This window comes from Terasakiella sp. (assembly GCF_048267425.1).
Lineage (GTDB): Bacteria > Pseudomonadota > Alphaproteobacteria > Rhodospirillales > Terasakiellaceae > Terasakiella.
This window is the reverse complement of sequence record NZ_JBLWXN010000011.1, coordinates 32,641-58,547: the sequence shown is the minus strand read 5'-3', so window position 1 is coordinate 58,547 and position 25,907 is coordinate 32,641. Positions and strand designations below refer to the sequence as shown.

The following is a 25,907-nucleotide window of genomic DNA, read 5'->3' as shown; positions in this document are numbered from 1 at the left end:
GGATTTATGATGCATACAGATTGCTTAATCATCGGCTTCAACGATTTTGATTTTGAAAAAACGGTGGATATGATCCGTGGCAACGACCCGACATCGGGTGGTTATCGCGATATCAATCTTGCCTTCCTGAATATGCAAGGACACCCCCATCATGCAATGGATATCTTGAACCATGTGAATGGATGGGAACCCAGAACCTATCATAACAGTGATTTCGTCTGGCCTGTTGTCTTGTGTCTAAGCAGTTATCTGGCAAAGAACGGATTTACTTTTGATTACATCAACCTGTTCCAACACGAAAAAGACGCTTTACGCGATAAACTGGAAAAAGGCGGTATTCGCACCGTCGCGATCACCACAACGCTTTATGTCGTCCCCCAGCCGATTATTGAAATTGTCCAGTTTATCCGCACCCATAACACAGATGTAGAAATCGTCATTGGCGGACCGTTTATTTCCAGTCAGGCCGCCATGTTGGACGCGGATGGTTTAAGCGAGTTGTTTTCCTATTTAGGTGGTGATTATTACGTCATTTCTTCCGAAGGGGAAAAAGCCCTATGTGATCTGTTGGATGCGTTAAAAACCCAAAAAAATTTGGCTGACATTGAGAATATCGCCTACCGCCAGAAAGACACATTTGTTCACAGCACAATATCGGTTGAGCGTAATTCACTGGAAGAAAACCCGGTGGATTACAGCCTGTTTGCGAAAGAAAAATTCGGTCAATTCCTTTCCCTTCGCACCGCAAAATCCTGCCCGTTTTCCTGTGCATTTTGTGGTTTTCCTGATCGGGCGGGCAAATATACCTATCTTGATCTCGCCCATGTGGAACGTACGCTAGACAGCATCAAGAACTTAGGAACCGTCAACACCCTGACCTTTTTGGACGATACCTTCAACGTGCCTAAAAAACGATTTCGCGAAATCATGCAATTGATGATCGACAAGGGGTACGGATTTAAATGGAATTCCTTTTACCGATCCGATCATGGCGATGAAGCAACCATTGATCTGATGCAGCGCGCCGGATGCGAAGGGGTCTTTCTGGGCGTTGAGTCCGGCAGTGACGCCATTCTTGAAAAAATGAACAAGAAATCGCGGCGCAAAGATTACCTGAGCGCGATTAAAATGTTTCGCGAACGTGACATCTTGACCCATTGCAACCTCATCATCGGTTTCCCTGGCGAAACCCCGGACACGGTTGCTGAGAGCATGTCATTTTTAGAAGAAAGCAAAAGTGATTTTTACCGCGCCCAATTGTGGTTCTGCGACCCCATCACCCCTGTTTGGAAACAAAAAGAGGAACTGGGCATCGAAAACTTTGCGTTCAATTGGTCACACAATACCATGAATTGCCAACAGGCCACGGCCTTTGTCGAACAGATGTTTCTGGAAGTCCAAAATTCCATTTGGCTCCCCCAACAGGGGTTTGAAATGTGGAGCCTGTTCTACCTGCAACGAAACGGGTTTTCGCGTGAACAGATTAAAGGCTTCCTTCGCGCTTTTAACGACGGTATTCGCGAAAAACTCTTAATCCCGGATCAACAAGAACCATCCGAACAGATTTTAAAAAACCTGTCCTATTGGGGGCGGCGCGATGGCTTTGATCATTTAAGGGGCATAAACAACCATCCCCCGCTTTATGCTCCCCGCACACCGCCAACCAACACCGCATTACACAATAATGATCAATTTGAAGCCTTTGCTTTTTAGGAGTGGAAAGACACGATGAACACCATGATTTTCGATCGAAAGACCTTGGACGAAAAACAGTTCTGGATGGACTTGCTGGCTGAAGGTCCTATTTTCTGTGCCCCAAAGGCGGACAGTCCGGTCTTCGCACAAACGGATTCCACCCCGGCGCAGGTTACCTTCGCACTGGATCAAGGCCTAACCCAACGGATTAAAAAAATCGCACAAGGACCCTTTTTATGCGGCACCGTTTTACTTTCCGCCCTGATGGTCTGCCTGCATAAATATAATCATTTGCCAACCATCACCATTGGTACCCCGACCCGCAAACCAGCGACACCAACAAATGACAACATGCTGGCCATTCGCCACGAAATCGACGAGACAGACAGCTTTCGTGATTTCCTTTTGAAGTTACGCGAAAAACTTCTCAATTGTTATGCACATCAAAACTACCCCCAGCACAAATTGATCGAAGATTTAAGTCTTGAAACAGACCGTTTATTTGATGTGTCCTTTGCTTATGATGAAATTCATTCGTCTTTCACGCACCCAGATCAAAGCGCCTTGTCCTTGAAGGTCGAAGAAGGGGAAAATGCGACATTAATTGCTACTTTTTATTATGACGATACCCTTTATCGTCCTGAAACTGTGCAACTGTTAGCGCGATATTATCAACATATCCTGACACAAGCCTTGTCCGATCCGATGCAATCAATCGATACCCTTGCATTAGACACGCAAGAAAACATCTGGGCACAAACCGAGGTTTGGAACAATACCGCGCATGATTTCCCCGATGATATCAATGTCATGGAACTCTTGACCAACATGGCACAGACCTACCCGCAAAACCCTGCTTTGATCTATCGCAAGACCTCAATTTCTTATGAAGAAATGATGCAGCAGGTCAATACCATTGCCGCCCATCTACAAGAAAACGCCGTGGGACCGGAACAACTGGTCGGTGTCTGTCTTGAAAACCCTTTTCAGTCCATCCTTGCCTTTTTGGGCATTTTACGCAGCGGGGCCGCATTTCTGCCTCTTGATCCCAATTATCCCGATGATCGCCTGTCCTACATGATCAAAGACAGTACCTGCACCCTTGTCATCGGGGATGATGCCATTGGTAAACGCATGGCCAATCACGATCTGCCTATTTTATCTATGGATGCCTTATGCACCCCCACGACCAAAACCGCAGCCCCCAATACAAGCACAGCAAACAATCTTGCCTATGTCATCTACACATCAGGTTCAACCGGCAAACCCAAAGGGGCCTTGCTGGAACATCGCGGGCTCTGTAACTTCATCAATGCCCAAGGTCGCCTGTTTGACATGACACCTAACAGCCGGGTGTTGCAGTTTGCGTCGCTTAGTTTTGATGCATCCATTTCTGAAATTTTCGTTACCCTATGTCATGGCGCGGCCCTTCATGTGGCAACGCGCGCCGATATGTCACCAGTCGATCCATTATTAAACCTGTTACAAACACAGAAGATCACGCACCTGACCGTCCCACCTTCCTTGTTAGGGGTCTTGCCGCAAACAGACCTGCCCGATCTAACTTGTCTGATCGTTGCCGGGGAAAGCTGCCCGGATGACATTGCACAGAAATGGTCTGTGGGGCGCGCATTTCTGAATGGCTATGGCCCAACGGAAAGTACCGTTTGTGCCACTTTTTCCCGCTATGCAGGAACCGGAAAGCCCTTAATCGGAAAACCCATTGAAAACACAAAGATTCATATTCTGGACGACCACATGCACCCCGTTCCGGTTGGTGTGGCAGGCGAGCTTTATATCGAAAGTGCCGGACTGGCCCGTGAGTATTTAAACAGGGATGATCTGACTCAGGAAAAATTTCTGACGAATCCCTTCTCCCCTGTTTTTTCAAACCGGATTTATCGCACCGGAGATCTGGCGCGTTGGCAAACTCATGGCGAAGTTGAATTTCTCGGTCGCATGGATCATCAAATAAAACTGCGCGGATTTCGTATTGAACTGGATGAAATCGCCCATGTTCTATGCCGTCATCAACACGTCGAAAATGCCATCGTTATCGCCCATGACGATAACAAGGCAGGATTACAAATCCTCGCCTTTGTCCTTGCCACATCCATTGAAACGGATGATTTGCGTCGTTTTATTCTGAATAAGCTCCCGGAATATATGTGTCCGGCCCATATCAGCATTTTGGACGATTTCCCCAAACTGCCCAACGGTAAAATCAATCGCAAGGCCCTTGTGGACCTGCAACGTGCCACCAGCCATTTACCGGAACGTCATATGGCACGCGACAATATTGAACTGGCGCTGTTACAAATCTGGCAAGAGGTTCTCAACAATTCAGACCTCGGCATCCATGATGATTTTTTTGCCAGCGGCGGACATTCTCTGTTAGCCGTACGTTTATTGAGCCGCATTGAACGCGCGTTTAATCAAAAACTGGATTTGGATCTTATTTTCCAACACACAACTGTCGCCGATTTCGCGCAACGGCTGCGTCAAAATAAAGACCTAAAAGAAAAATGGTCTCCGCTGATCCCGGTACGCCCCGCCCCCAATTCCCCAAAAAATCCGATTTATTGTGTCCACCCGGCGGGTGGGCGCGTTCTCTGTTACCTGCCTTTTGCACGTGAATTGGCACAAGACATCCCCGTTCATGGATTTCAGGCCCGTGGTTTATCCCCCCATCAGTCCCCCTTTAAAAACCTGAAGGAATGTGCACAAACCTACGTCGATGCATTGAAACAGCATCAAGGCGAAGGCCCCTATCAATTACTGGGCTGGTCCGGCGGGGCGGTCATTGCCTATGAAATGGCCTGCATTCTGCAAAAGGAAGGCGCCGAAGTTTCCAGACTTTTCCTGATCGATGCCTACGCCCCACCTGCGTTACCTGAAGAGTTAAAAAACATGGATAACGCGGCCTTGGTCAAAGCCTTGCTTAGCGATGAATTACGCGACACCACGAGTGACCAATTACGTCAATTTTCAGAAAATAAATTAATTGATTATCTGCGCGACGCACTGATCAAAGCCGACATCATCCCCGCCGATTATACCTATGACGATGTCGCGCGGTTTTTTGAGGTTTATAAAACCAATTGCGCCCTTGCCCACGCAGTTTTGTCCCCATCCTTCAAGGGATCAATCCATCTGATCCGGGCAGAAGGCGAACAATCCATGCAGCAAAAATACTGCCCTGATGACCCTGCATTGGGCTGGCAAGGCTTTGCCACAGGCGACATCAAGGTGCACATCACACCGGGCAATCATAACACCATGATGGAACCACCTTTCGTTTCGACCCTTGTTTCCCATCTCAGCGACTATCTGGATTAAGCATAAACCATGGAAAACCGTTACAAAGAATTAATGGCAAACGCCATGAAAACCATCGGGGAACTGCGTCATGAGCTGGAACAGGCCAAACGCGACCAAAACGAACCGATCGCCATTGTCGCGATGGGGTGCCATTTCCCCGGTGGGGCGGACAATCCGCAAAAATTTTGGGATTTATTATGTAACGGACAAAACACAGCATGTGACATTCCCGCAGAACGTTGGGAAAATTCTGTCTTTTTCGATCCAGACCCGACACAAAAAGGCAAAACATATTGTAAAAGAGCCAGTTTTCTAGACGGTGACATCTTCGGGTTTGATGCCCCCTTTTTCGCCATCAGCCCCCGCGAAGCCCAACTGATGGACCCGCAACAACGTCTTTTACTGGAAACCGCCTGGCAGACTATAGAAAATGCAGGCTTAGCCGCTCGCAAAATCAAACAAAGCCGCACCGGCGTTTTTGTCGGTACGATGAGTTACGATTTCCTGCAAACCACAAACACCCCCGACGATGTTGATGTTCACAGTGCAACCGGCCTTGCCTTAAGTGCCGCTGCCGGGCGTATTTCGCATTTCTTTGATCTAAATGGCCCCAGTTTGACATTGGATACCGCCTGTTCATCCTCGCTGGTTGCTGTCCATTTGGCCTGCAATGCCATTCGACGCGGGGAATGTGATTTGGCCTTGGCTGGCGGCGTCAATGTTATGACATCCCCTTACATGGCAGTTGCTGAATGTGCTGCCAATATGTTGTCCCCGGACGGTACCTGTAAAACGTTTGATGCCGATGCGGATGGTTATGGTCGGGGCGAAGGTTGCGGGTTTATCCTGCTCAAACGTCTGAGTGATGCCCAACGCGATAACGATAAAATTATCGCCGTGGTGCAAGGTAGCGCCGTAAACCATGACGGGCAATCCAGCGCCCTGACCGTACCCAACAGCAGCGCACAAATCGCCGTGATGGAAGCCGCCCTGAACAATGCTACACTGGACCCCACAGATATTTCTTATGTGGAAGCCCACGGAACAGGCACGCCCCTTGGTGATCCGATTGAGATCGAAGGGTTAAATCGTGTTTATGCGCGCACGCGCAATCAGGACAACCCGTTAATCGTTGCCTCCGTCAAAGCTAATATCGGCCATCTGGAAGGGGCCGCTGGCATTGCTGGATTGATCAAAACCGCCCTGTCCCTGCATCACGGTATAATCCCTGCTCATGCCTCTTTCACCACCCCAAACCCGCATATTGATTGGGACAAGCTGGCCTTAAACGTACCGACACAATCACAAAACTGGCCCGCAAACGAAAACAAACGCATTGGTGCAATCAGTTCTTTCGGCTTTAGTGGCACAAACGCTCATATTATTTTGGGTGAAGTCCAAAAAACTGAACATATAGCGAAAAAAGCACCGTTTGACGCACCACATATGCTGGCGATATCTGCCAAAACAAAGGCGGCATTTGTACAACAAATTGAACATTACATCGATTTTTTGCAGAACCAACCTGAAACGGCCCTGGAAAACATTTGTTACAGCAGCAATATCGCGCGTGATCATTTTGAATATCGTTTTGCTTGCCCTGTTACGAGCTTAAAAGAAGCTATTGAAAAGCTAAAACCTGCAAAAGACATGCCTATTAAGGTCAAATTGAAAACAGAGACACCGCAAACACCGGATTTCACCGACCTGCCCCAAGCATATTTGGAGGGTGCCAATATTGATTGGGACAGCCTCTATCAAGAACGCGATTACACCTTGGTCACTTTACCTCCATATCCTTTTCAACGTAGCAGATACAAGCTGGAAACGAAAAAAAACACGCATATTTTAGGCCAGCGCGACGGTGACACACTTGTCTGGATAAACCCCAACTTGTTCCCCGCACATAACTGGTTATTAGATCATAAAATCGGGGGTCAAAGCGTCTTTCCCGGCGTTGCCTATCTTGAAATGGCATGCGCTGCCTTTCATCAACTTATGCCTGACGCACGCGCCTCGATCAAACAGATGGATTTAAAACGTCCCTTATTGCTGGACGAAAAGAAGGCTTACACCCTTAAAACTGAATTTAGCCCCCATGAACGTGGCTATCGTTTCATTATCACGGCGCAGGTTGATTCCAGCTCATGGACAGCATATGCCGAAGGCGTGATCGTTGCGACCACAGATCATATCAACATCACCTTTCCTGATTTAAAAGAAGGGCCGACTTGTTCCGGTTCGTCTTTTTATCAAACATGGCAAGCACGCGGAAACGATTGGCAAGGGGCTTTTCAAGGCATTGCAAATTACCAACGCCACGATCACACTTTGATTGCCAAAATCCAACATCCCAACCTGCAAACTGACGGTTATTTTGCCCACCCAGCCATACTGGATGCCTGTGGACATCTGCTGGCTGATTTTGCCGAACAGTTTGACCAACAAGGGCGTTTTGTTGCGCAATCGATTAAAGGCGTTGTTTTCCATCGCCCGTTTATCGGTAAACGGTTTTGGAGCCACGCAACCCTGACCACCCAAAATGATCGTCACCTCATTGGTTCCTTATATATCTTCAACGATGCTAAAGAGCTGCTTGTTTCTGTGGAAGACTGCACCTTCACCTTTGTTGACAACGAACAATCCCTGCACCGATTAGACGATGACCTCTATCACATCACATGGCGCGACTTTGACCTGTCAAAGGCTTCTCACAAACCGGATGCCCTGTGGCTTTTGCTGAATGACGAAGATGATCGTGCCGACCCTTATTTGGTTCACTTATTGGAAACCGGGGAACAAGCTGAAAAAATAACACGCGATCAGCTCCTCCCCCGTCTGGAGGGAGAGGACTCACCCGTTCATCTCCTTGATTTTTCACTGCTGCATGCAGATGCAGACCGTATCGCGCCTCTCAGTACACAAATCATTTCTACCCTGACTGACATTAAAGACCACGCGGTTGATTTGTGGCTGATGACCCAAAACGCATGGACAGAAGCCCCTCATCAAGCTGCTTTCTGGGGATTGGGGCGAACCTTGGCCGTCGAAGAAAGTCACCATTGGGGTGGATTGATTGATCTAGGGACACATCCGGTCCCTCAAACCCTATGTCATCTGATTGATACAGTCCATAAGGAAGATCAGTTCCGCCTGACAGAAAACAGAGTTCAGGTTCCCAGATTAACACCTGCGGACATATCCCCCACAGCCATCGATTTGGATGAAGATGCAAGTTATTTGATTACAGGTGGTTTTGGGGCCATTGGCCGCGAATGCGCCAAAATGCTGGCCCGTAAAGGGGCAAAAAACATCATCTTGATAGGCCGCAATGTGCCTTCCGACCTGGGGGAATTTGAAAAAAAAGATATAAATATCATCCCCGTTGCCCTTGATATTTCAAACTTGGAAGCCTTTGAACACTGGTATCATGATCAGGCCCCAAAACCGATCAAGGGGGTGATTCACGCCGCGGGCGTGGCCACACGTGCCCCGGCTTGTCAGTTGGATTTTAAAGCCTTCGCCCAACAATTCAGCCCGAAAATACGGGGTCTTCAAGCCTTGGATCAGGTATTGGATGACGACGAGCTTGATTTTTTTATCGCTCTCTCCTCGGCTTCTGCAGTGTTAAATTCACCTGAGCTGGGGGCATATGCAAGTGCCAATGCCACAATGGATGCTTTCATGGCACAACGTCGCAGACACGGTAAAAAAGGATTAAGCCTTGCATGGGGCCCGTGGAAAGAGGCGGGCATGGCCGCAGACCATTTTGATCCGGCGACACAATTGCTTCATCCTGTCCGTTCGCAGGATGCCATTGCTTTAATGGACCGTCTTTTAGGCAGTTCACAAGATTACCTCGCCATTCTCCCTTTCGGGCAACGCCGCGCGGCCCTTGGCACCATGCCTATCTGTCAGGAACTCATTGCCTCACAAGAAACGTCCAAACTTAATCTGGCAGACTTGGACGTTCAAAAAATTTCAGATTTCCTATGCGCCACCTTGGCCCCCATTTTCAAGCTGGAGGCCGCAAATTTCCCACAGGACGAACCGCTCAGCCTGCTGGGGATGGACTCCTTAATGGCGTTGGAAATCAAAAACGTGGTGGAGGAGCGCACAAACGCAACCCTGCAAATCGTCGATTTGATGGGCGGGATGAATATTACGGAACTTGCCCAACAACTTACAAACAACCAACATATAAACACCACGTCTGGACCTGCCAAACAGGAACAGGAAAAGGCCTTTCCCCTGACCCCCGGTCAGCAATCCTTATGGCTGATCCATGAAATGGATGGTGAAACACCTGCCTATAACGTGGCCTTCGCCTTAGACCTGCAAGGTGACATCGACTTTGAGAAAATGATGCAGGATTGGCAAACCATTGTTGCGCGCCATCCGTCTTTGAACACATGTCTATCTGTATCAGGTGACGAAATTCTTCAACATGTACAAGCCGATATTCCCTTTGAAATAGATGTGCAAAATGTTGACGATCTGCAAACGGCATTGGGAGAGGCTTACCGCCAACCGTTCGATCTGAAAACCGGTCCTCTCTTTCGGGCCCATCTGATCCGTACAATAGATCAGGGCACTGCTTTATTATTGGTCGCCCATCATATCGTCTGTGATGGCTGGTCCTTATGGGTGTTGCTGGATGAATTTGCGCAACTCAATAACGGCAATGTCCTGCCCGACTTGCCCATTTGTTATCAGGATTACGCGCAGGCGCAGACCGCATACCTGAACAGTGAGCGGGCCACGCAAGACTGGAAATTTTGGCAAGATACATTAAGTGGCCCCTTACCCGTTTTGACCCTGCCGACAGACCGACCACGACCATCTGTACAATCCTATAACGGGGCAACCCATACCTTCGTGCTGGATAAAGACACGACACACGCCCTCAAACATCTATCTCAACAATCCGGGGTGAGCGACTACGTTACCTTGTTATCGCTTTATTCCCTGTTATTACATCGTTATAGCCAACAGGACGATATCCTGATCGGTTGCCCGACAACCGGGCGCAACAAATCAGATTATGACGGGGTCGTCGGACATTTCGTCAATCCAGTCGTCATGCGTCAAAATCTGTCCCACGACCTGTCATGGGCGGATTTTCTCCAACAGACAAAGACCGTCGTGTTGTCGGCCCTAACCCATCAGGATTATCCTTTTGCCCGTTTGGTGGAAAAACTGCACCCCAGTCGGGAGGCCGGTGTCACCCCAATCTTCCAGACTGATTTCACCTTCCAACAACCGCAAAAGGCTAAAGATCTAGTTGCCAAATTAATCGAAGGCGGCGATCACCCCTTACATTGGGGGACGTTGGATGTTCTGCCGCATGAGATCAACCAACAGGAAGGGCAATTTGATATTTCCTTTGAAATTATCGAAAGCAACGGGCAATTCCATTGTTCCTTGAAATACAGCACCGACCTGTTCGACGCGACAACAATGGAACGCATGGGCAAACATTTTGAAAACCTCGCCCATTGCGCCCTGAACGATCTATCGGCCCCCTTATCCCACATGGATATGATGGATGAAACAGAACGTCATCAAGTTCTGGTCGGATTTAATCAAACTGATGCTGTCTATCCTAGCGACAGCACGGTTGCGCATCATTTCAAGCAGCAAGTCGCGCGCACACCGGAAAAAATCGCGGTGGTGTCTGGTACGCAACGTTGGACGTACCAACAACTGAATGAACAGGCAAATCGCATTGCCCATTGGTTGCGTCAATCCGGTATCCAACCCAACGATTTCGTCGCAATCCTTGATCACCGCAGCGCAGATTTTTTGGCGGCCATTCTCGGCATTATGAAGGCGGGGGCGGCTTATGTGCCGATTGACCCGGAATACCCGCAAGAGCGCATTTCCTACATGCTGGAAAATGCACAGGCCGCTACGGTTATCACCCGCCAAGAATTTGAAGGTATGCTAGCAGACGGTGTACAGGCCCTACGACTGGAAAGTACTGTTTTAGAAGGCCAAAGCGCAGACGATATTGATCTTGTCAACAGGCCAACCGATCGCGCCTATATGATCTATACATCCGGGTCAACCGGGCAACCCAAAGGCGCGATTGTGCGTCATAACGGGGCGCTTAATCATATCTTTGCTGAATTTGAGGCCATGTCCTTTCACGAAGACAGTGTCTTTTTACAAAGTGCGCCGTCCTCATCCGATATTTCCATCTGGCAATTCCTCGGCCCTGTGTTAATTGGCGGAACGTGTGTGGTCGCTGATTTCCACACCGTTTGTACGCCAAAAGCCCTTTATCAACTGATTTGTGATGAAAACGTCACGGTCATTGAACTGGTGCCCGTTGTGCTGGATGAACTCATCGCCTTGATTGAAGAAACAGATACAGCGTCAACAAACAAGTTGGAATGGGGAATGGTGACGGGGGAGGCAGCCTCGGTCGCGTTGGTTAATCGCTGGCTGAATGTGTTGCCCCATGTGCCTTTGATCAATGCCTATGGCCCAAGTGAGGCCGCAGACGATGTCTGCCAATATGTCTTACGTGAAAAACTACCAGAAACAATCCACAATGTGCCCATTGGAACCCCCATCGGCAATATGCGCATGTATGTGTTGGACGATGTCTTAAACCCGGTCCCCATTGGGTTATCCGGCGAAATTTGTGTGTCCGGTATCGGGGTTGGCGAAGGATATTGGCAAAATCCACAAAAAACCGAACAGGCCTTTGTCGCAAACCCACACAGCACAGACAAACATCATCAAGTCCTTTATCGCACCGGGGATACGGGGCGCTGGTTGGCGTGCGGTAATCTGGAATATCTGGGACGTTTTGATGATCAGGTCAAAATTCGCGGTTATCGCATTGAACTGGGCGAGATCGAAGCCCGTCTTATGGCCCACCCTGCTGTTCGCCAAGCCCTTGTCATCACGTTTGAGGATCCGCAAACCGGCAAAAACCTTGCTGCCTATTTGAGATGTGAAAACACACAACCCGATATCACCCATCTGCGCACTTTCCTTGGGGAAAGCCTGCCGCCCCACATGGTGCCCGCAGCCTTTGTTTTTGTGGACAACTTCCCGCAACTGCCCAACGGCAAGGTCGATAAAAAATCCTTAATCGCCCCACAAATCAAATCCTCACCCCCTGTCCGGCAAGCAGGGCAGACCGCCACGCAACAGAAACTCATCGCCTTATGGAAAGACCTGTTGGGGCATGACGCCATTGGCGTGCATGATAATTTCTTTGAACTTGGTGGGCATTCCCTGTTAATGGCGCGCCTGCATCGTCGTGTTCAAGACAGGTTTGCGCGCGATTTCCCGCTTGTGACCATGTTCCAATATCCCACCATTGCTTCACTTGCCCAATTCTTAAACCCGCAAGAGGTCTCAGAACAAACAACTCAACGCGTTGTAAAACAAGACAAAATGCATAATCAGGATATTGCCATTATCGCCATGACGTGTCGTTTCCCCGGCGCCCGCACGGTCGAGGAATATTGGAACAACCTGCACAACAAGGTGGAATCCGTTACATTTTTTGATACAGACACCCTTTTAAAACGCGGGGCCGATGGGGAACAAATTCATCATCCCGACTATGTACCCGGTTGTGCTGTTCTGGACGATCTCGATCAATTTGATGCCCCGTTTTTCGGGTTTAACGCACGCGAAGCCGAATTGATGGACCCGCAACAACGCCTGTTTTTGGAAGGGGCGTGGGAAACACTGGAACAAGCCGGATATGCGGGTGATCCGGTCAATCGCCCGGTCATTGGTTGCTTTGCCGGGCAAGGCGCAACGACTTATTTAAGCCATCACGTCGAACCCACATTGGACGAAGACGGCACCGCCCAACTCTACCAAGTCGAGATTAGCAACGATAAAGATTATATTGCCACGTCTGCGGGCTATAAGCTTAATCTGCAAGGGCCTTGTGTGTCGGTACAAACGGCGTGTTCAACATCCTTGGTTGCCGTTCATATGGCATGTCAAAGCCTGCAATCAGGGGAATGTGATATGGCATTGGCAGGCAGCATATCGGCCAATGTATTGCATCAGGCGGGCTATCTTTATCAGGATGGTATGATCCTGTCCCCCGATGGACATTGCCGCCCGTTTGATGAAACCGCCAAAGGCACCATCCCGGGAAGTGGCATGGGCATTGTCCTGTTAAAACCGCTGGATAAGGCCATAAATGATAATGATATCATCCATGCGGTTATCAAAGGGTCCGCCATTAACAATGATGGGGCCCTAAAGGCCGGATATACCGCCCCATCTGTGGACGGTCAGGTTGGCGTCATCAAAAAAGCCTATGACAATGCAGGTATTGATCCACAATCCATTGGTTATATCTGCGCCCACGGCACTGGCACCCCGATGGGGGACCCCATTGAAATCGCAGCCCTCAGCACTGCCTTTGGACCCGGAAAACCATCGACCTGTGCCATCGGGTCCGTCAAGGCCAATATCGGCCATACCGATACAGCCGCCGGTGTCGCCAGCTTGATTTGCGCAGTGATGGCCATGAAACATAAAACCATCCCTCCACAATTACATTTCAATACCCTGAACCCGGCAATGGACTTAACCCAATCGCCGTTCTTTATCCCGACCAAAGCGCAGAATTGGGACAACGACGGGCAACCGCGCCGTGCCGGGATCAGTTCATTGGGGATTGGCGGTACAAACGCCCATGTCATTGTGGAAGAAGCCCCGCATATTTCCGCCCCTCAACAGATAGACAAAACAACGCATCTTCTGACCCTGTCCGCGCAAACGAAACAGGCATTGGCAGCGCAACAAAAAGATTTGGAAAATTATCTCAACACCCACGCAGATATAAACATCACCGATGTCGCCTACACATTAAATGTGGGCCGTAAAGCCTTTGCCCATCGTTGCGTACTTGTCCATGACAGCCAAGAAATCGTCAAAACGATAACAGGCAAGGCGGAAAGCGAACAACGCCCCCTGACATTTATGTTTTCCGGTCAAGGGGCACAATTTGCAGATATGGGCAAAGACCTTTATCGCCAAGAACCTGTTTTTAAAGACACCTTTGATGAAACACTTGGCTATTTCAACACACATCTGGAGACAGACCTGCATGCCATATGGGGGGATAAGGAACGGATCAATCAGACTGTTTATACCCAGCCATTGCTGTTTGCCTTTGAATATGCCAGTGCCAAGTTGCTGGAAAGCTGGGGCATTCACCCTGATTATCTGATCGGGCACAGCATCGGGGAATATGGGGCGGCTTGCCTGTCCTGTGTATTCAGCCTGCAAGATGCCTGCCTTCTGGTCGCCACACGTGCCAAATTGATGCAATCCATGCCATCAGGTGCCATGTGCGCCCTGCATGTTCCGTCCGATCAGGCCCAAGGATATCTCACCAATGGTCTGGATTTAGCAGCAAGCAATAGCTCAAACCTCAGTGTTCTGTCCGGTCCGTTTGACGCCATTGATGATCTGGAACAAAAACTTGAAAAAGACGGAATTTCTTATCGTCGCCTTCATACTTCCCACGCGTTTCATTCCGCATCGATGGAAGCGTTGGAACATGATTTTCTAATGGCCTTTAACCAGATTAAACTAAACGCCCCGACACGCCCGTTTCTTTCCAATCTTAGCGGGACGTGGATAAGCGATGATCAAGCCTGTAATCCGGTTTACTGGTATCAACATTTACGACAATCCGTTCAATTCAGCGACGGTCTTGGCGTTTTGCTGGAAAACAACAAGGCGATCTTGTTGGAACTTGGCCCCGGCAATACCCTTGCGACCTTTGCCCAGCAACATAACGCCAAACAAGCCGATCATCTCATTCTGGCATGCCATCAAGGGGTTTATGGCAAACAGAATGGGCATGATTATCTCCTGCATAGCCTCGCACGGCTTTGGACCAATGGTGTCAACATCGACTGGACGGCATTCTGGCACAAAAAACAAGCTCGCCGTATCGCGTTGCCCACTTACCCGTTTGAACGCAAACGTTACTGGATTGCCCCCAACCAAACCAAATCCCATAAGAAACGCCCGCAAGGCAAGCTTCGTAATCTGGACGACTGGTTCAATGTCTCTACATGGCAGCGCGCGCCCATAAAAGGCCCTAATCTGGACGATACGTTTGGACCGTGGCTGATCTTTGTCGATGATCTGGGATTTGCTAACCAATTGGGCCTGCAAGGTATCACCGTTCGTAAAGGAGATGCCTTCAGTGGAAATATCGACACAGGTTTCACCCTGAATCCGGTTGAAGTCACAGATTATAATCAATTGTTCGACCAACTGGAACGCAACAACCTGACACCAAAAGGCATCCTGCATTTCTGGTCTTTTCAAGGCCCGGCTGCCCAATGGCAAGACAACCTTGAAACCGATCTGGATCACGGATTTATCAGCCTGTTACATATCGCCCAAAACATCGGGCGGCGTTACAATGCAGAAAGCACCGTTTTAAAAACCATCTTGAACCAGACCCAAGACATCAACGGTGAAGAAGCCTTAAACCCGACCACCTACAGCGCGAGTGCCCTGCTGAAAGTTATCGCACAGGAATTTCCCGGTATTCTGTGCCAATGCGTCGACTTCGCCACCACCCAAAACATCACGCCACGCATGGTTGATCAATTAAGGGCGGAAGTTTTAACCTGCACATCCGACCCGCTTGTTTCCTATCGCGGGCGTTATCGTTGGGTGCAAACATTTGAGCCCGCCCCACCAACAGGGAACAAGCCCTTAAAAGAAGGCGCCACCCTTCTAATTACCGGGGGCTTGGGGCATCTTGGGTTTATCTTCGCCAAACATTTGGCGCTCAATTTCAAAGCCAAGCTCGCCCTTGTCACCCGCAAGATGACACAGGATAAGTTGGAAAAAGTCACTGAACTGAAAAAGTTGGGGGCAGAAGTTCTGGCCATCCCCGCCAATGTTGCCAACCTTGATGAGATGCAAACGGCAATTGCCCAGACGGTGGAACATTTTGCCACCCTGGACGGTGTGATCCATACCGCCGGTATCACCGATCAGGATTATCCGTTGGAGGAACTCACACCGGATATCTATCATCAACATTTAGAACCCAAAATCCGTGGGACCCTTGTTTTGGAACAAGTCCTCAAAGACCGAGAACTGGATTTTGTCTGTTTATTTTCGTCCCTGTCTTCCGTCCTTGGCGGAATACGATTTGGTCCTTATGCAGCGGTCAATGCTTTTATGGACAGCTTTTGCCAGCTTAAAAACCGCGACAATCAAACACCGTGGTTGAGCATTTGCTGGGATGGCTGGAAAGGGGATGACGACCCGGTCCTAAACCTGAAAGCACGCGATGAAAACACGATTTTGGAAACAGAAGGCCTTGCTGCCTTTGATCACCTGATGCAATCCACCGCTTGGCCCGATCAATCCATTATTTCTGTGACCGATCTGCCCACCCGCATTGAAAAATGGATCACCCCGTCCTGGTCGATAAACAAGGATAAAAACGAAACACCCGACACCCTTTATGAACGTCCCGATCTGGAAACGGATTACATCGGGGCGGCGACGCAAATCGAACAAACGATTGTGGTGATTTGGCAAAATTTACTGGGCCTGCGTGATATCGGAATTGACGACAATTTCTTTGAACTGGGCGGGCATTCCCTGCTGGGCACGCAAATGATTACCCGCCTGCGCCAGACCTTTGGTGGGGAAATGAACATTACCACCCTGTTTGAAAACCCCACCATACGGGAACTCGCCGCCCGGCAAGAAGCCATGCAAGAGGAAAGAGAGGAATTTTTACTGTGACAAACCTGATAAACTGGTTGAAAGAGCTGGAAAATCAAGACATCCGCCTTTCCTGCGAAAATGACAAACTGCGCATCAACGCCCCCAAAGGCGTAATGACACAGGAACTCAGTGCCCAGCTTTCCCAGCGCAAAGAAGAATTGCTTGCGCATTTTCTGAACCATCAAACGATCACCACAACACCACGGGATCAAGACTTGCCCCTGTCCTTTGCCCAACAACGTCTGTGGTTTGTCGATCAACTGGAAAAGGATAGTCCCGCCTATAACATGCCCGCAGCCCTGCGTCTAAAAGGGAGGCTTAACATAAATGCATTGGAACGCAGCTTAAACGAAATCGTGCGTCGCCATGAAATTTTACGCACCAGCTTTCCCTTGAAAGACGGCACCCCCGTTCAAAAAATTCATGCTGATCTATCCCTTGTTCTGGAAAAATCCGATCTAAGCGCAATGGATACAGACACGCGCGAACTTCATATCCAGAACACCATTGAAACCGAATGTCTCAACCCCTTTGACCTGCAAACCGCACCGTTAATTCGCGGACAACTCTTAAAGGTCAGTGACGAAGAACATATCTTGTTACTGAGCATGCATCACATCGTTTCAGACGGTTGGTCTATCGGGATCATCGGGCGGGAACTTTCCGTCCTTTATAAGGCGTTTTCCAATAATAAATCCGCCGACTTGCCGGAACTGGATATCCAATATGGCGATTTTTCACAATGGCAGAAAAGCTGGATGGAAGGGACAGATTACCGCCAACAACTTGACTATTGGACAACACATCTGAAAGATGCCCCGCACATTCTGGACCTGCCCACCGATTACGCACGTCCCGCCTTGCAAACCTATCACGGTAAAACCCATACGACCTATCTGTCGGGCAATGTGCAAAAAACGCTGCATCAAATCGCCCGCGAGGCTGGCGGCACCCTGTTTATGCCCTTGCTGGCGGCCTTTGCCTTGCATATCAGAAGCTACAGCGCACAAAACGATTTAATTATTGGCAGTCCGATTGCAAACCGCAACCGCCCCGAAGTCGAAGACCTGATCGGTTTTTTTGCCAATACCCTGCCCTTGCGCCTTCAAATCAACACGACGGAAACATTTACCGATTTGTTAAAACAGGTTCAACGCGAAACCCTGAAGGCTTATGAAAATCAGGACGTTCCATTTGAAAAAATTGTTGAAAATCTGAATATTGAACGCGACCTCAGCCGCAGTCCCTTGGCCCAAGTCGTCTTTGTTTTACAAAACGCGCCTTTGCATGCCTCCGGCAGTACAACTGCCGCACTGGACGGACTGACACTGGAACCCATCGCGTTTGAAACCGGAACGGTGCGTTTGGATTTGGAAGTCCACGTCTGGGAAGAAAGAAGCGGTCTGAAAGTCGAATATATCTATAATACCGACCTGTTCGCCCCGGAAACCATTGCCCGAATGGCTGCAAATTTTGAAGCCGTCTTATTGTCAGTTTGCGCCAAACACGATGCGCCCTTGTGTCACATCCATACCCTGTCGGATACAGAATTTAAACAACTGGTGACAGACGCAAACGCAACAAGTCAACCTTATCCAGACGATCTCTGCCTGCATGATGTCATTGCCCAACATGCCCAAAACACACCCGACACAACAGCCCTAACTTATGATGGACACTCTTTATCTTACAAGGAACTAAACGAACGCGCCAATCAACTGGCCCATTGGTTGATCGCCAAAGGTGTCTGCAAAGGGGATCGTGTCGGCGTTTGCCTAGATCGCGGCCTTGATTTAATCGTCTCGCTTCTGGCAATTTTAAAGACCGGGGCGGCATATGTGCCGATTGACCCGATTTATCCGCGCGAACGCCTGAAGTTTTTGATGGAAGATTCAGACGCCACCCTGTTGCTGTGTGAAAGTAAAGTTGCCCAAGATATCAAACTGGAGGAAATCACCCTCAACGTCCCCTGTTATTTGCTTGACCATGAACACAACTTAATCAAGCAGGAAAGCTTAAAAAATATATCAATAAGTGTTTCATCTCGTGATCTTGCCTATGTCATCTACACATCCGGGTCCACGGGAAAACCAAAGGGCGTGCAAATTCAGCATCACAGTGTCATCAATCTATTACACGGTGTACATCCCCGATTAAAGGCCTCAACCAAAGATGTCTGGACCGTCTTTCATTCCTACGCCTTTGACTTGTCTGTGTGGGAGATTTGGAGCCCGCTTTACAGCGGTGGTAAGCTGGTCGTCGTTTCCAATACCCTGACACAGGACGCCCAAAATTTTCACCAATTACTCCTCGATGAAAAGGTCACGGTTCTAAACCAGACCCCGTCTTTCATGCGTCAATTGTTAAGCCTGCCTGATTTTAAAGAAGGGGCGGCCCAAACCTTGCGCGTCATCATCTGCGGCGGCGAAGCTCTGCCACAGGAACTAGGCGAACAATTACTGGAACTGAATATTGATCTCTGGAATTTCTATGGTCCGACCGAGGCCACAGTCTGGTCCCTGATTAAACAGGTTCAGTCCGCCTCCAGTCCCAGTGGTAATGTCACCATCGGTCAACCGATAGCCAACACGACGGCCTTGATACTGGACAGTGATTTAACCCCGGTGCCAATTGGTGCAGTGGGGGAATTGCATCTGGGCGGGCAAGGTTTGGCTGTTGGCTATTTCAAACGACCCGACCTCAGCCATGAGCGTTTTATCACCAGTGCTTTTGGTAGATTATATAAAACCGGGGATCTGGTGCGCCGCCTGCCCAATGGCGATTTTGATTATGTCGCACGTATGGACACGCAAGTTAAAATGCGGGGTTATCGCATTGAATTGGGCGAAATTGAACAAACCTTGTCACTCATTGACGGGATTACACACAACGTCGTTGTCGTGCGTGAAGACCAACCGGGTGATCAACGCCTCTGTGCCTATCTGGTTGGAAACCTGCCCCCCATAAACGATATTCGTGGATTTTTAAAAGCGCGCCTACCCGCCTATATGGTGCCCTTGATCTTTATCGCGTTGGACCGACTGCCCCTGACGCCCAATGGCAAAATCGATCGAAAAAACCTGCCCCAACCGGACGATACCCGACAACTTGTTCAAACAACCCCTTCCACACAAACCCTAAACGCCAGTGAACAAGCTGTTCATCACATCTGGTGTGCGGAACTCGGGCTAACTCAGGTCGGTTTGGATGACAATTTCTTTGATGTGGGCGGTTATTCCTTCTTGCTGGTCAAGGTCTGTAACCGTCTGCGTGACACATTCCAACGCGACATCAATGTGGTCGATCTTTTTCAATATCCCACCATCCGTGCCATCGCTGAATTTATCGACACAGATCAAACCGACAATCAAATCAACACCGATCAACTGGAACAACGCGCAGCCAAACGTCGTCAAGGACGGCTTCGCCGGGGTCGCCCCCTGCAAACAGAACAAAAGGTATCAAACACATGAACAACATGGACACACAGTTTGCAAACGACACAAACGATATTGCCGTTATCGGCCTGTCGTGCCGTTTTCCCGGCGCACAGAATTATCATGAATACTGGCAAAATCTGATTTCAGGCACCGAAACCGTACGCCAGTTCAGTGACGAGGAACTCTTGGCTGCTGGCGTTGATCCAGACCTTTTAAGCCATCCCGACTATGTGAAAGCGCAAGGGGTACTGGATGATATCAAAGGATTTGATGCGGAATTTTTCGGGATTTCCCCAACCGAGGCAGAGATTATTGATCCGCAACACCGTCTATTCCTAGAACAATCCTGGGCGGCACTGGAAGATGCCGGATACGACCCCGATCAATTTGACGGGCGCATTGGGGTTTATGGGGGATCGGGCCTGAACAGTTACCTGCTGCGCGCCATGATGGAAAACCCGCAAGCCGTCATGGACAAAGGACCCTATCTGGTTCTGGCTTCCAGCGACAAAGATTATATGTGTACGCGGGTGTCCTATAAAATGAATTTGAAGGGCACAAGTTTAAGTGTGTCAACGGCTTGTTCAACCTCCCTCGTCGCGGTGGATTTGGCGTGTCAAAGCCTGCTGTCTTATCAAAACGATATGGTGCTTGCTGGTGGTGTCACCCTGCAAGTCCCCCATATCAGCGGATATCTGTATGAAGAAGGCGGCACACAATCCAAGGACGGACATTGCCGCGCCTTTGATGCCAATTCCAGCGGTTTGGTCGGTGGCAGTGGGGTTGGCTTGATCGTCTTAAAACGACTGGGTGATGCCATGCGCGACCAAGACCGCATTCTCGCCATTATCAAAGGCAGCGCAACCAATAACGATGGTGCGCTAAAGGCCGGATATACTTCCCCCAGCGTAGAAGGTCAGGCAGAAGTCATCGCCGAAGCACAGGCCAATGCAGACGTTCACCCTGAAACCATCCAGTATATCGAAGCTCACGGCACCGGAACCCGACTGGGCGACCCGATCGAGATCAAGGCGTTAAGTAAAGCCTTTCGCGCCAAGACCGACAAAACAGGTTTTTGCAAAATTGGATCGGTTAAAAGCAATATGGGCCATCTGGACAGTGCGGCCGGAATTGCGGGTTTGATTAAAACGGTTTTATCCCTCCACCACCGTCAAATTCCGCCAAGCCTGCATTTTGAACGCCCAAACCCGGAAATAGATTTTGAAAGCAGCCCCTTCCACGTCAACACCACCCTATGTGACTGGCCCACCCCGGACAACACGCCACGACGCGCCGGGGTCAGTTCCTTTGGGATTGGCGGCACAAATGCCCATGTCATTGTGGAAGAAGCCCCACCCCTGCCACGCGAAAAAGCATCAACTGACCACCCGGTCATTCTGCCCCTATCGGCAAAAAACGAAAACGCCTTGCACCAAGCCTGCGACAATCTCGCCAGCTATTTAAAAAATAATCCCGATACAAATCTCAACGATGTGGCCTTTACCCTGCAACAGGGGCGCAAAATATTTGATTATCGCAAAGGCGTTGTCTGCCACGACATCCCCAGTGCCATTGATGCCTTGCAAAAAGTCTTGAACCATCCTGCACAAGCTGCCCGCCCTGTTCAAACCGTTTTCATGTTTCCCGGACAAGGTGCGCAATATCTGGAAATGGGAAAAGGTCTTTATGCCGATTTCCCTGTTTTCCGTCAGAGCATAACTAAATGCGCTGATATTTTGTTGCCAAAAATATTATGGGACATTCGCGACTATATAAACGGAAGTGCAAAAGGCGATATCAAACGCACCGATATTGCCCAACCGTTGCTGTTTTCTATCGAATATGCCTTGGCACAATTGCTGAAAAGCTTCGGCATCACGCCGGATAAGATGATCGGGCATAGTCTGGGCGAATATGTCTGCGCCGCCTTGTCCGGTGTTTTCTCTTTAAAAGATGCGCTTGAACTGGTCGCCATTCGTGGGGAATTGATGCAAAAGATGGCAAAAGGCGACATGCTCGGCGTTGCCGTTCCCTTCGAAAAAATCGTTGATGATCTGGGCGATAATCTCAGCCTTGCCGCCCATAATGCACCGGATCGTTGCGTCATTTCAGGACCAAGTCAAAACATCACAGAATTGGCCAACAAACTGAGCGCAAAAGGCATTGAACACACCCACCTGCACACCAGTCACGCCTTTCACAGTGCTGCGATGGACCCGGTGCTGGATGAATTTGCCAAGGCGATTTCACGTCTTGAACGTCACGCCCCCACCCTGCCTTTTATCGCCAATTTAACCGGAAAATTTATAACGGATGAACAGGCACAATCGGTTGACTACTGGGTTGATCATTTGCGCTACACCGTACAGTTTGCCAATGGATTACAGACATTGCAGGAACAGGGCCAACACCTGTTTATCGAAGTTGGACCGGGAACCGCACTTGCAAGTTTTGCCAAGCTTACCTTACAAGTCCCCCCCCTTTCCACGATGCGCCATATCCGTGATGACAAACCTGACAGTCATGCTTTTTTAAACGCAATCACGGCATGTTGGGAAAAGGGTTGCCCGGCTGATTGGTCTGAAATCATTGCCCCAAATGCGCAACGTATTGGCCTGCCCCCTTATCCGTTTCAGCATAAACCCTACTGGATTTCTGCGACGGATCAAAACCCCACAAGCACCCATAGCGCCCATGTTCAAGATTGGTTTTATATCCCGTCATGGAAACGTGAAGCCCCGCTTTGCACAACATCTGCAACTGACGGATTAACGCTTGTTTTCATGGATCAAACAGGGATCGGAACGCAAATTGCCCAACAGGTTGAAAATACCATTTGTGTTTATGCAGGCCTTGAATATCGCAAGCTGACAGCCCGTTCTTATGAAATCCGCCCAGCGGAAAAGGACGACTATCTCGCCTTATTGAATGATCTGGAAAAATTGCCGGACACAATCATTCATGGCTGGTCACTTGATATAAGGGACAATCAATCCCTTGAACACACACTGGATCACGGTTTTTACAGCCTGATTAGCCTCGTTCAAGCCCTTGGCTTGCGCGAAGATCCCCTAAGTCTGTATATCCTGTGCAAAAACCTGAACGATGTGAACGGGCAAGAACCGATTTGTGCCGAACAGGCCCTTATTTTAGGACCGCTGCGGGTCATTCCGGTGGAACATCCCCATATTCAATGTAAAGCCATTGATCTGTGTGACGAAACGCCCATCGCCCAAATCATAGCGGAAATTCATCAGCCCCGTACCCACTATGCCAACGGTCAATTAATTGCCCTGCGCGGATCACACCGTTGGTCACCTTGTTTTGAACAAATCCTGATCGACGATAACAACACCACCCATTTACGTGACGGCGGCACCTATATGATTGCCGGTGGATTAAACGGGATCGGGCTGGAACTCGCGCGTCATCTCGCCCAGACCCATCATGCCAATCTCGCCCTGTGCGGTACCGCAAGTATCCCGGATCGGACGGATTGGGATGCTTACCTGAGCAACCAACAAACAACGTCTGAAAATTTGCTTAACCTTGGTGGGCTTGATCCTATTGAAATCGAACATCGGATTGATCAGTCCCTTGGCATTCACGGCATTGAAACTTATGACGGTTTTGTTGAAAAAGTTGATCGGTTATGCTCCCTCTATATTTGCCGTTTCTTTGGCCAAAGCGGCCTTGATATGACAAAAGGACAAAGTTACTGCCACACAGATTTGATCCATCATTTTGCCATTCAGGATAAATTCGTCAAACTGTTCAACTATATCCTGAAAGTACTGATTCAGGACGATATCATTGCCCGACATGATGATCAGATCACCTTCTTGAAAAACCCGATAGATGCGGATGATCCACGACCTTTACATAACGAACTGATCACACAATTCCCCGATTTCAAACCGATCTTTGATGTGTTTGAACATTGCATGAAAGATTACGCCAAGGCCCTGAGTGGCGAGATCGAAGCCGTCGGCGTCCTGTTCCCCGGCGGTGGGGAAAGCATTTGGGACAAAGCAACCAAGGCCATTCCCGAACATACCCGCCACCGTGTCTATACCGAAATGGCGCGCGATCTTGTTCTGGACAAAATTGCCAAAAATCCAAACAAGACCCTTCGTATTCTGGAACTCGGGGCTGGAGCAGGCGTCTTTAGCGATGTGGTTTTACCTGCCCTGACAGGTAAAAATGTCGAATATACCTTCACCGATATCGGTAAATCCTTTGTTTTGAAGGCAGAACGCAACGCACGTGAAAACGGGCTGGATTTTATGAAATTCGGGTTGCTGGATATTTCCCAAGACCCGATTGCCCAAGGGTTTGAGGCCAACAGCTACGACATTATTTTAGAACTTGATTGCGTCCATGCCACCCATCAAATGCGCGAAACAATGGCACAGGTCAAAAAGATACTGGCCCCTGACGGCATGGTTTTATTTGTTGAATCAGTTGTCACGCAACGCTGGATGAACCTGCCGCTGGGACTATTGGAAGGCTGGTGGTATTTTCAGGACGAAGACTTACGCCAGGACTCCCCGCTTCTGACATTGGAAAAGTGGGAAAGCCTGTTTCGCGATTGCGGTTTTAAAGTCGCAACCTACCCACAATCGGGGCAACGACGCGACCACGCTGATTGCGGCCTGATTGTCGGGGAAAAGGTCACATCTAGTGCCCACACGGATCCCATTGCCCAAAAAATCCACAACATTCAGGAACTGGAAAGTTTCGGGGCTCATGTCTTGCCCCTCTGTGCTGATATTTCTGACAAAGCAGCCATGAAATCCGCAATTTCCAAAACCGAAGAAACCTTCGGTCCCTTGCATGGGTTTATCCAGACCGCCGCCTTTGAAAATCGCGGTCCGATCCTGTCCAAAACCAAATCCCCCCACGCAAACGAATTTTTGCCCAAGGTACAAGGCAGCCGCAATGTCATGGACCTTTTAGGGGACAAGGCGCTGGATTTTATCCTGCTGTCTTCCTCCCACAGTGCTTATGACGTAGGGGCCGGGGATGTGGAATATTGCAGTTCCAACGCCTTTGTCGATCATTTCGCTGCCCAACAGGCCCGCGAAGTAAAGACATCTGTGATTGCCGTCAATTGGGATCGTTGGCGCGGTGTCGGCATGGCACAAGCATATGAAACCATGATGAAAAAACGCCTCGGCCATATCCCCGTTGGCGGCATGAGTACCGCACAAGGTTGCGAGACCTTCAAACGTATTTTATCGCTGCACACCCTACCGTCACAAGTCGTAATTTCGACCTCTGATTTTAACGAACGCACCGCTCATAAAGATATTTTACACCAGAACACACAAGAACAAAGTTCTGTAGAAATAACAGACGGCGTACACAGCCGGTCATCCTTGCTTGGGGACTACATCGCCCCGCAAACAGATAGCCAAAAACAAATGATCGCCGTCTGGCAAGAGGTTCTCGCCATTCCCCAAATCGGAATTGAAGATAATTTCTACGACCTTGGCGGCGACTCCCTCATCGCCATTAAGGTTCTATCGCGTCTGCGTGATGTATTTCAGGTCGAATTAAGCGTCAACGACCTGTTTGAACGCCCCACGGTCAAACAATTATGTGAACGTCTGGAGGTCATAAACTGGGCACAAGACGAAGATACCTCCGACTGTGACGATATGGAAGAGGGGGTTCTCTGAT

5 protein-coding genes are annotated in these 25,907 nt (G+C 49.3%); all 5 read left to right on the top strand.

Annotated elements, in window-relative coordinates; genetic code table 11:
- Positions 1-6: 6 nt before the first annotated feature.
- Genes ACN0VA_RS15260 through ACN0VA_RS15240 form a run of 5 tightly spaced genes read left to right on the top strand, consistent with a single transcriptional unit; the run spans position 7 to position 25,906 of the window.
- Complete coding sequence (locus tag ACN0VA_RS15260; RefSeq protein ID WP_417821988.1) at positions 7-1,713, top strand: PhpK family radical SAM P-methyltransferase; 1,707 nt, start codon at positions 7-9, stop codon at positions 1,711-1,713.
- Positions 1,714-1,728: 15 nt separating this feature from the next.
- Complete coding sequence (locus tag ACN0VA_RS15255; protein WP_417821987.1) at positions 1,729-5,034, top strand: non-ribosomal peptide synthetase; 3,306 nt, start codon at positions 1,729-1,731, stop codon at positions 5,032-5,034.
- Between the two features lie 9 nt (positions 5,035-5,043).
- A complete protein-coding gene (locus ACN0VA_RS15250; RefSeq protein WP_417821986.1) occupies positions 5,044-16,800 on the top strand; it encodes an amino acid adenylation domain-containing protein in 11,757 nt (3,918 codons plus the stop codon).
- Positions 16,797-20,255, top strand: a complete 3,459-nt coding sequence (locus tag ACN0VA_RS15245) for an amino acid adenylation domain-containing protein (RefSeq protein ID WP_417821985.1) — start codon at positions 16,797-16,799, stop codon at positions 20,253-20,255. The genes ACN0VA_RS15250 and ACN0VA_RS15245 overlap by 4 nt, the downstream gene beginning before the upstream one ends.
- The gene (locus ACN0VA_RS15240; RefSeq protein WP_417821984.1) at positions 20,252-25,906 is read left to right on the top strand and encodes an SDR family NAD(P)-dependent oxidoreductase; all 5,655 of its coding nucleotides are present in this window, start codon (positions 20,252-20,254) and stop codon (positions 25,904-25,906) included. Before ACN0VA_RS15245 ends, ACN0VA_RS15240 begins: the two co-directional genes overlap by 4 nt.
- Position 25,907: the final 1 nt, after the last annotated feature.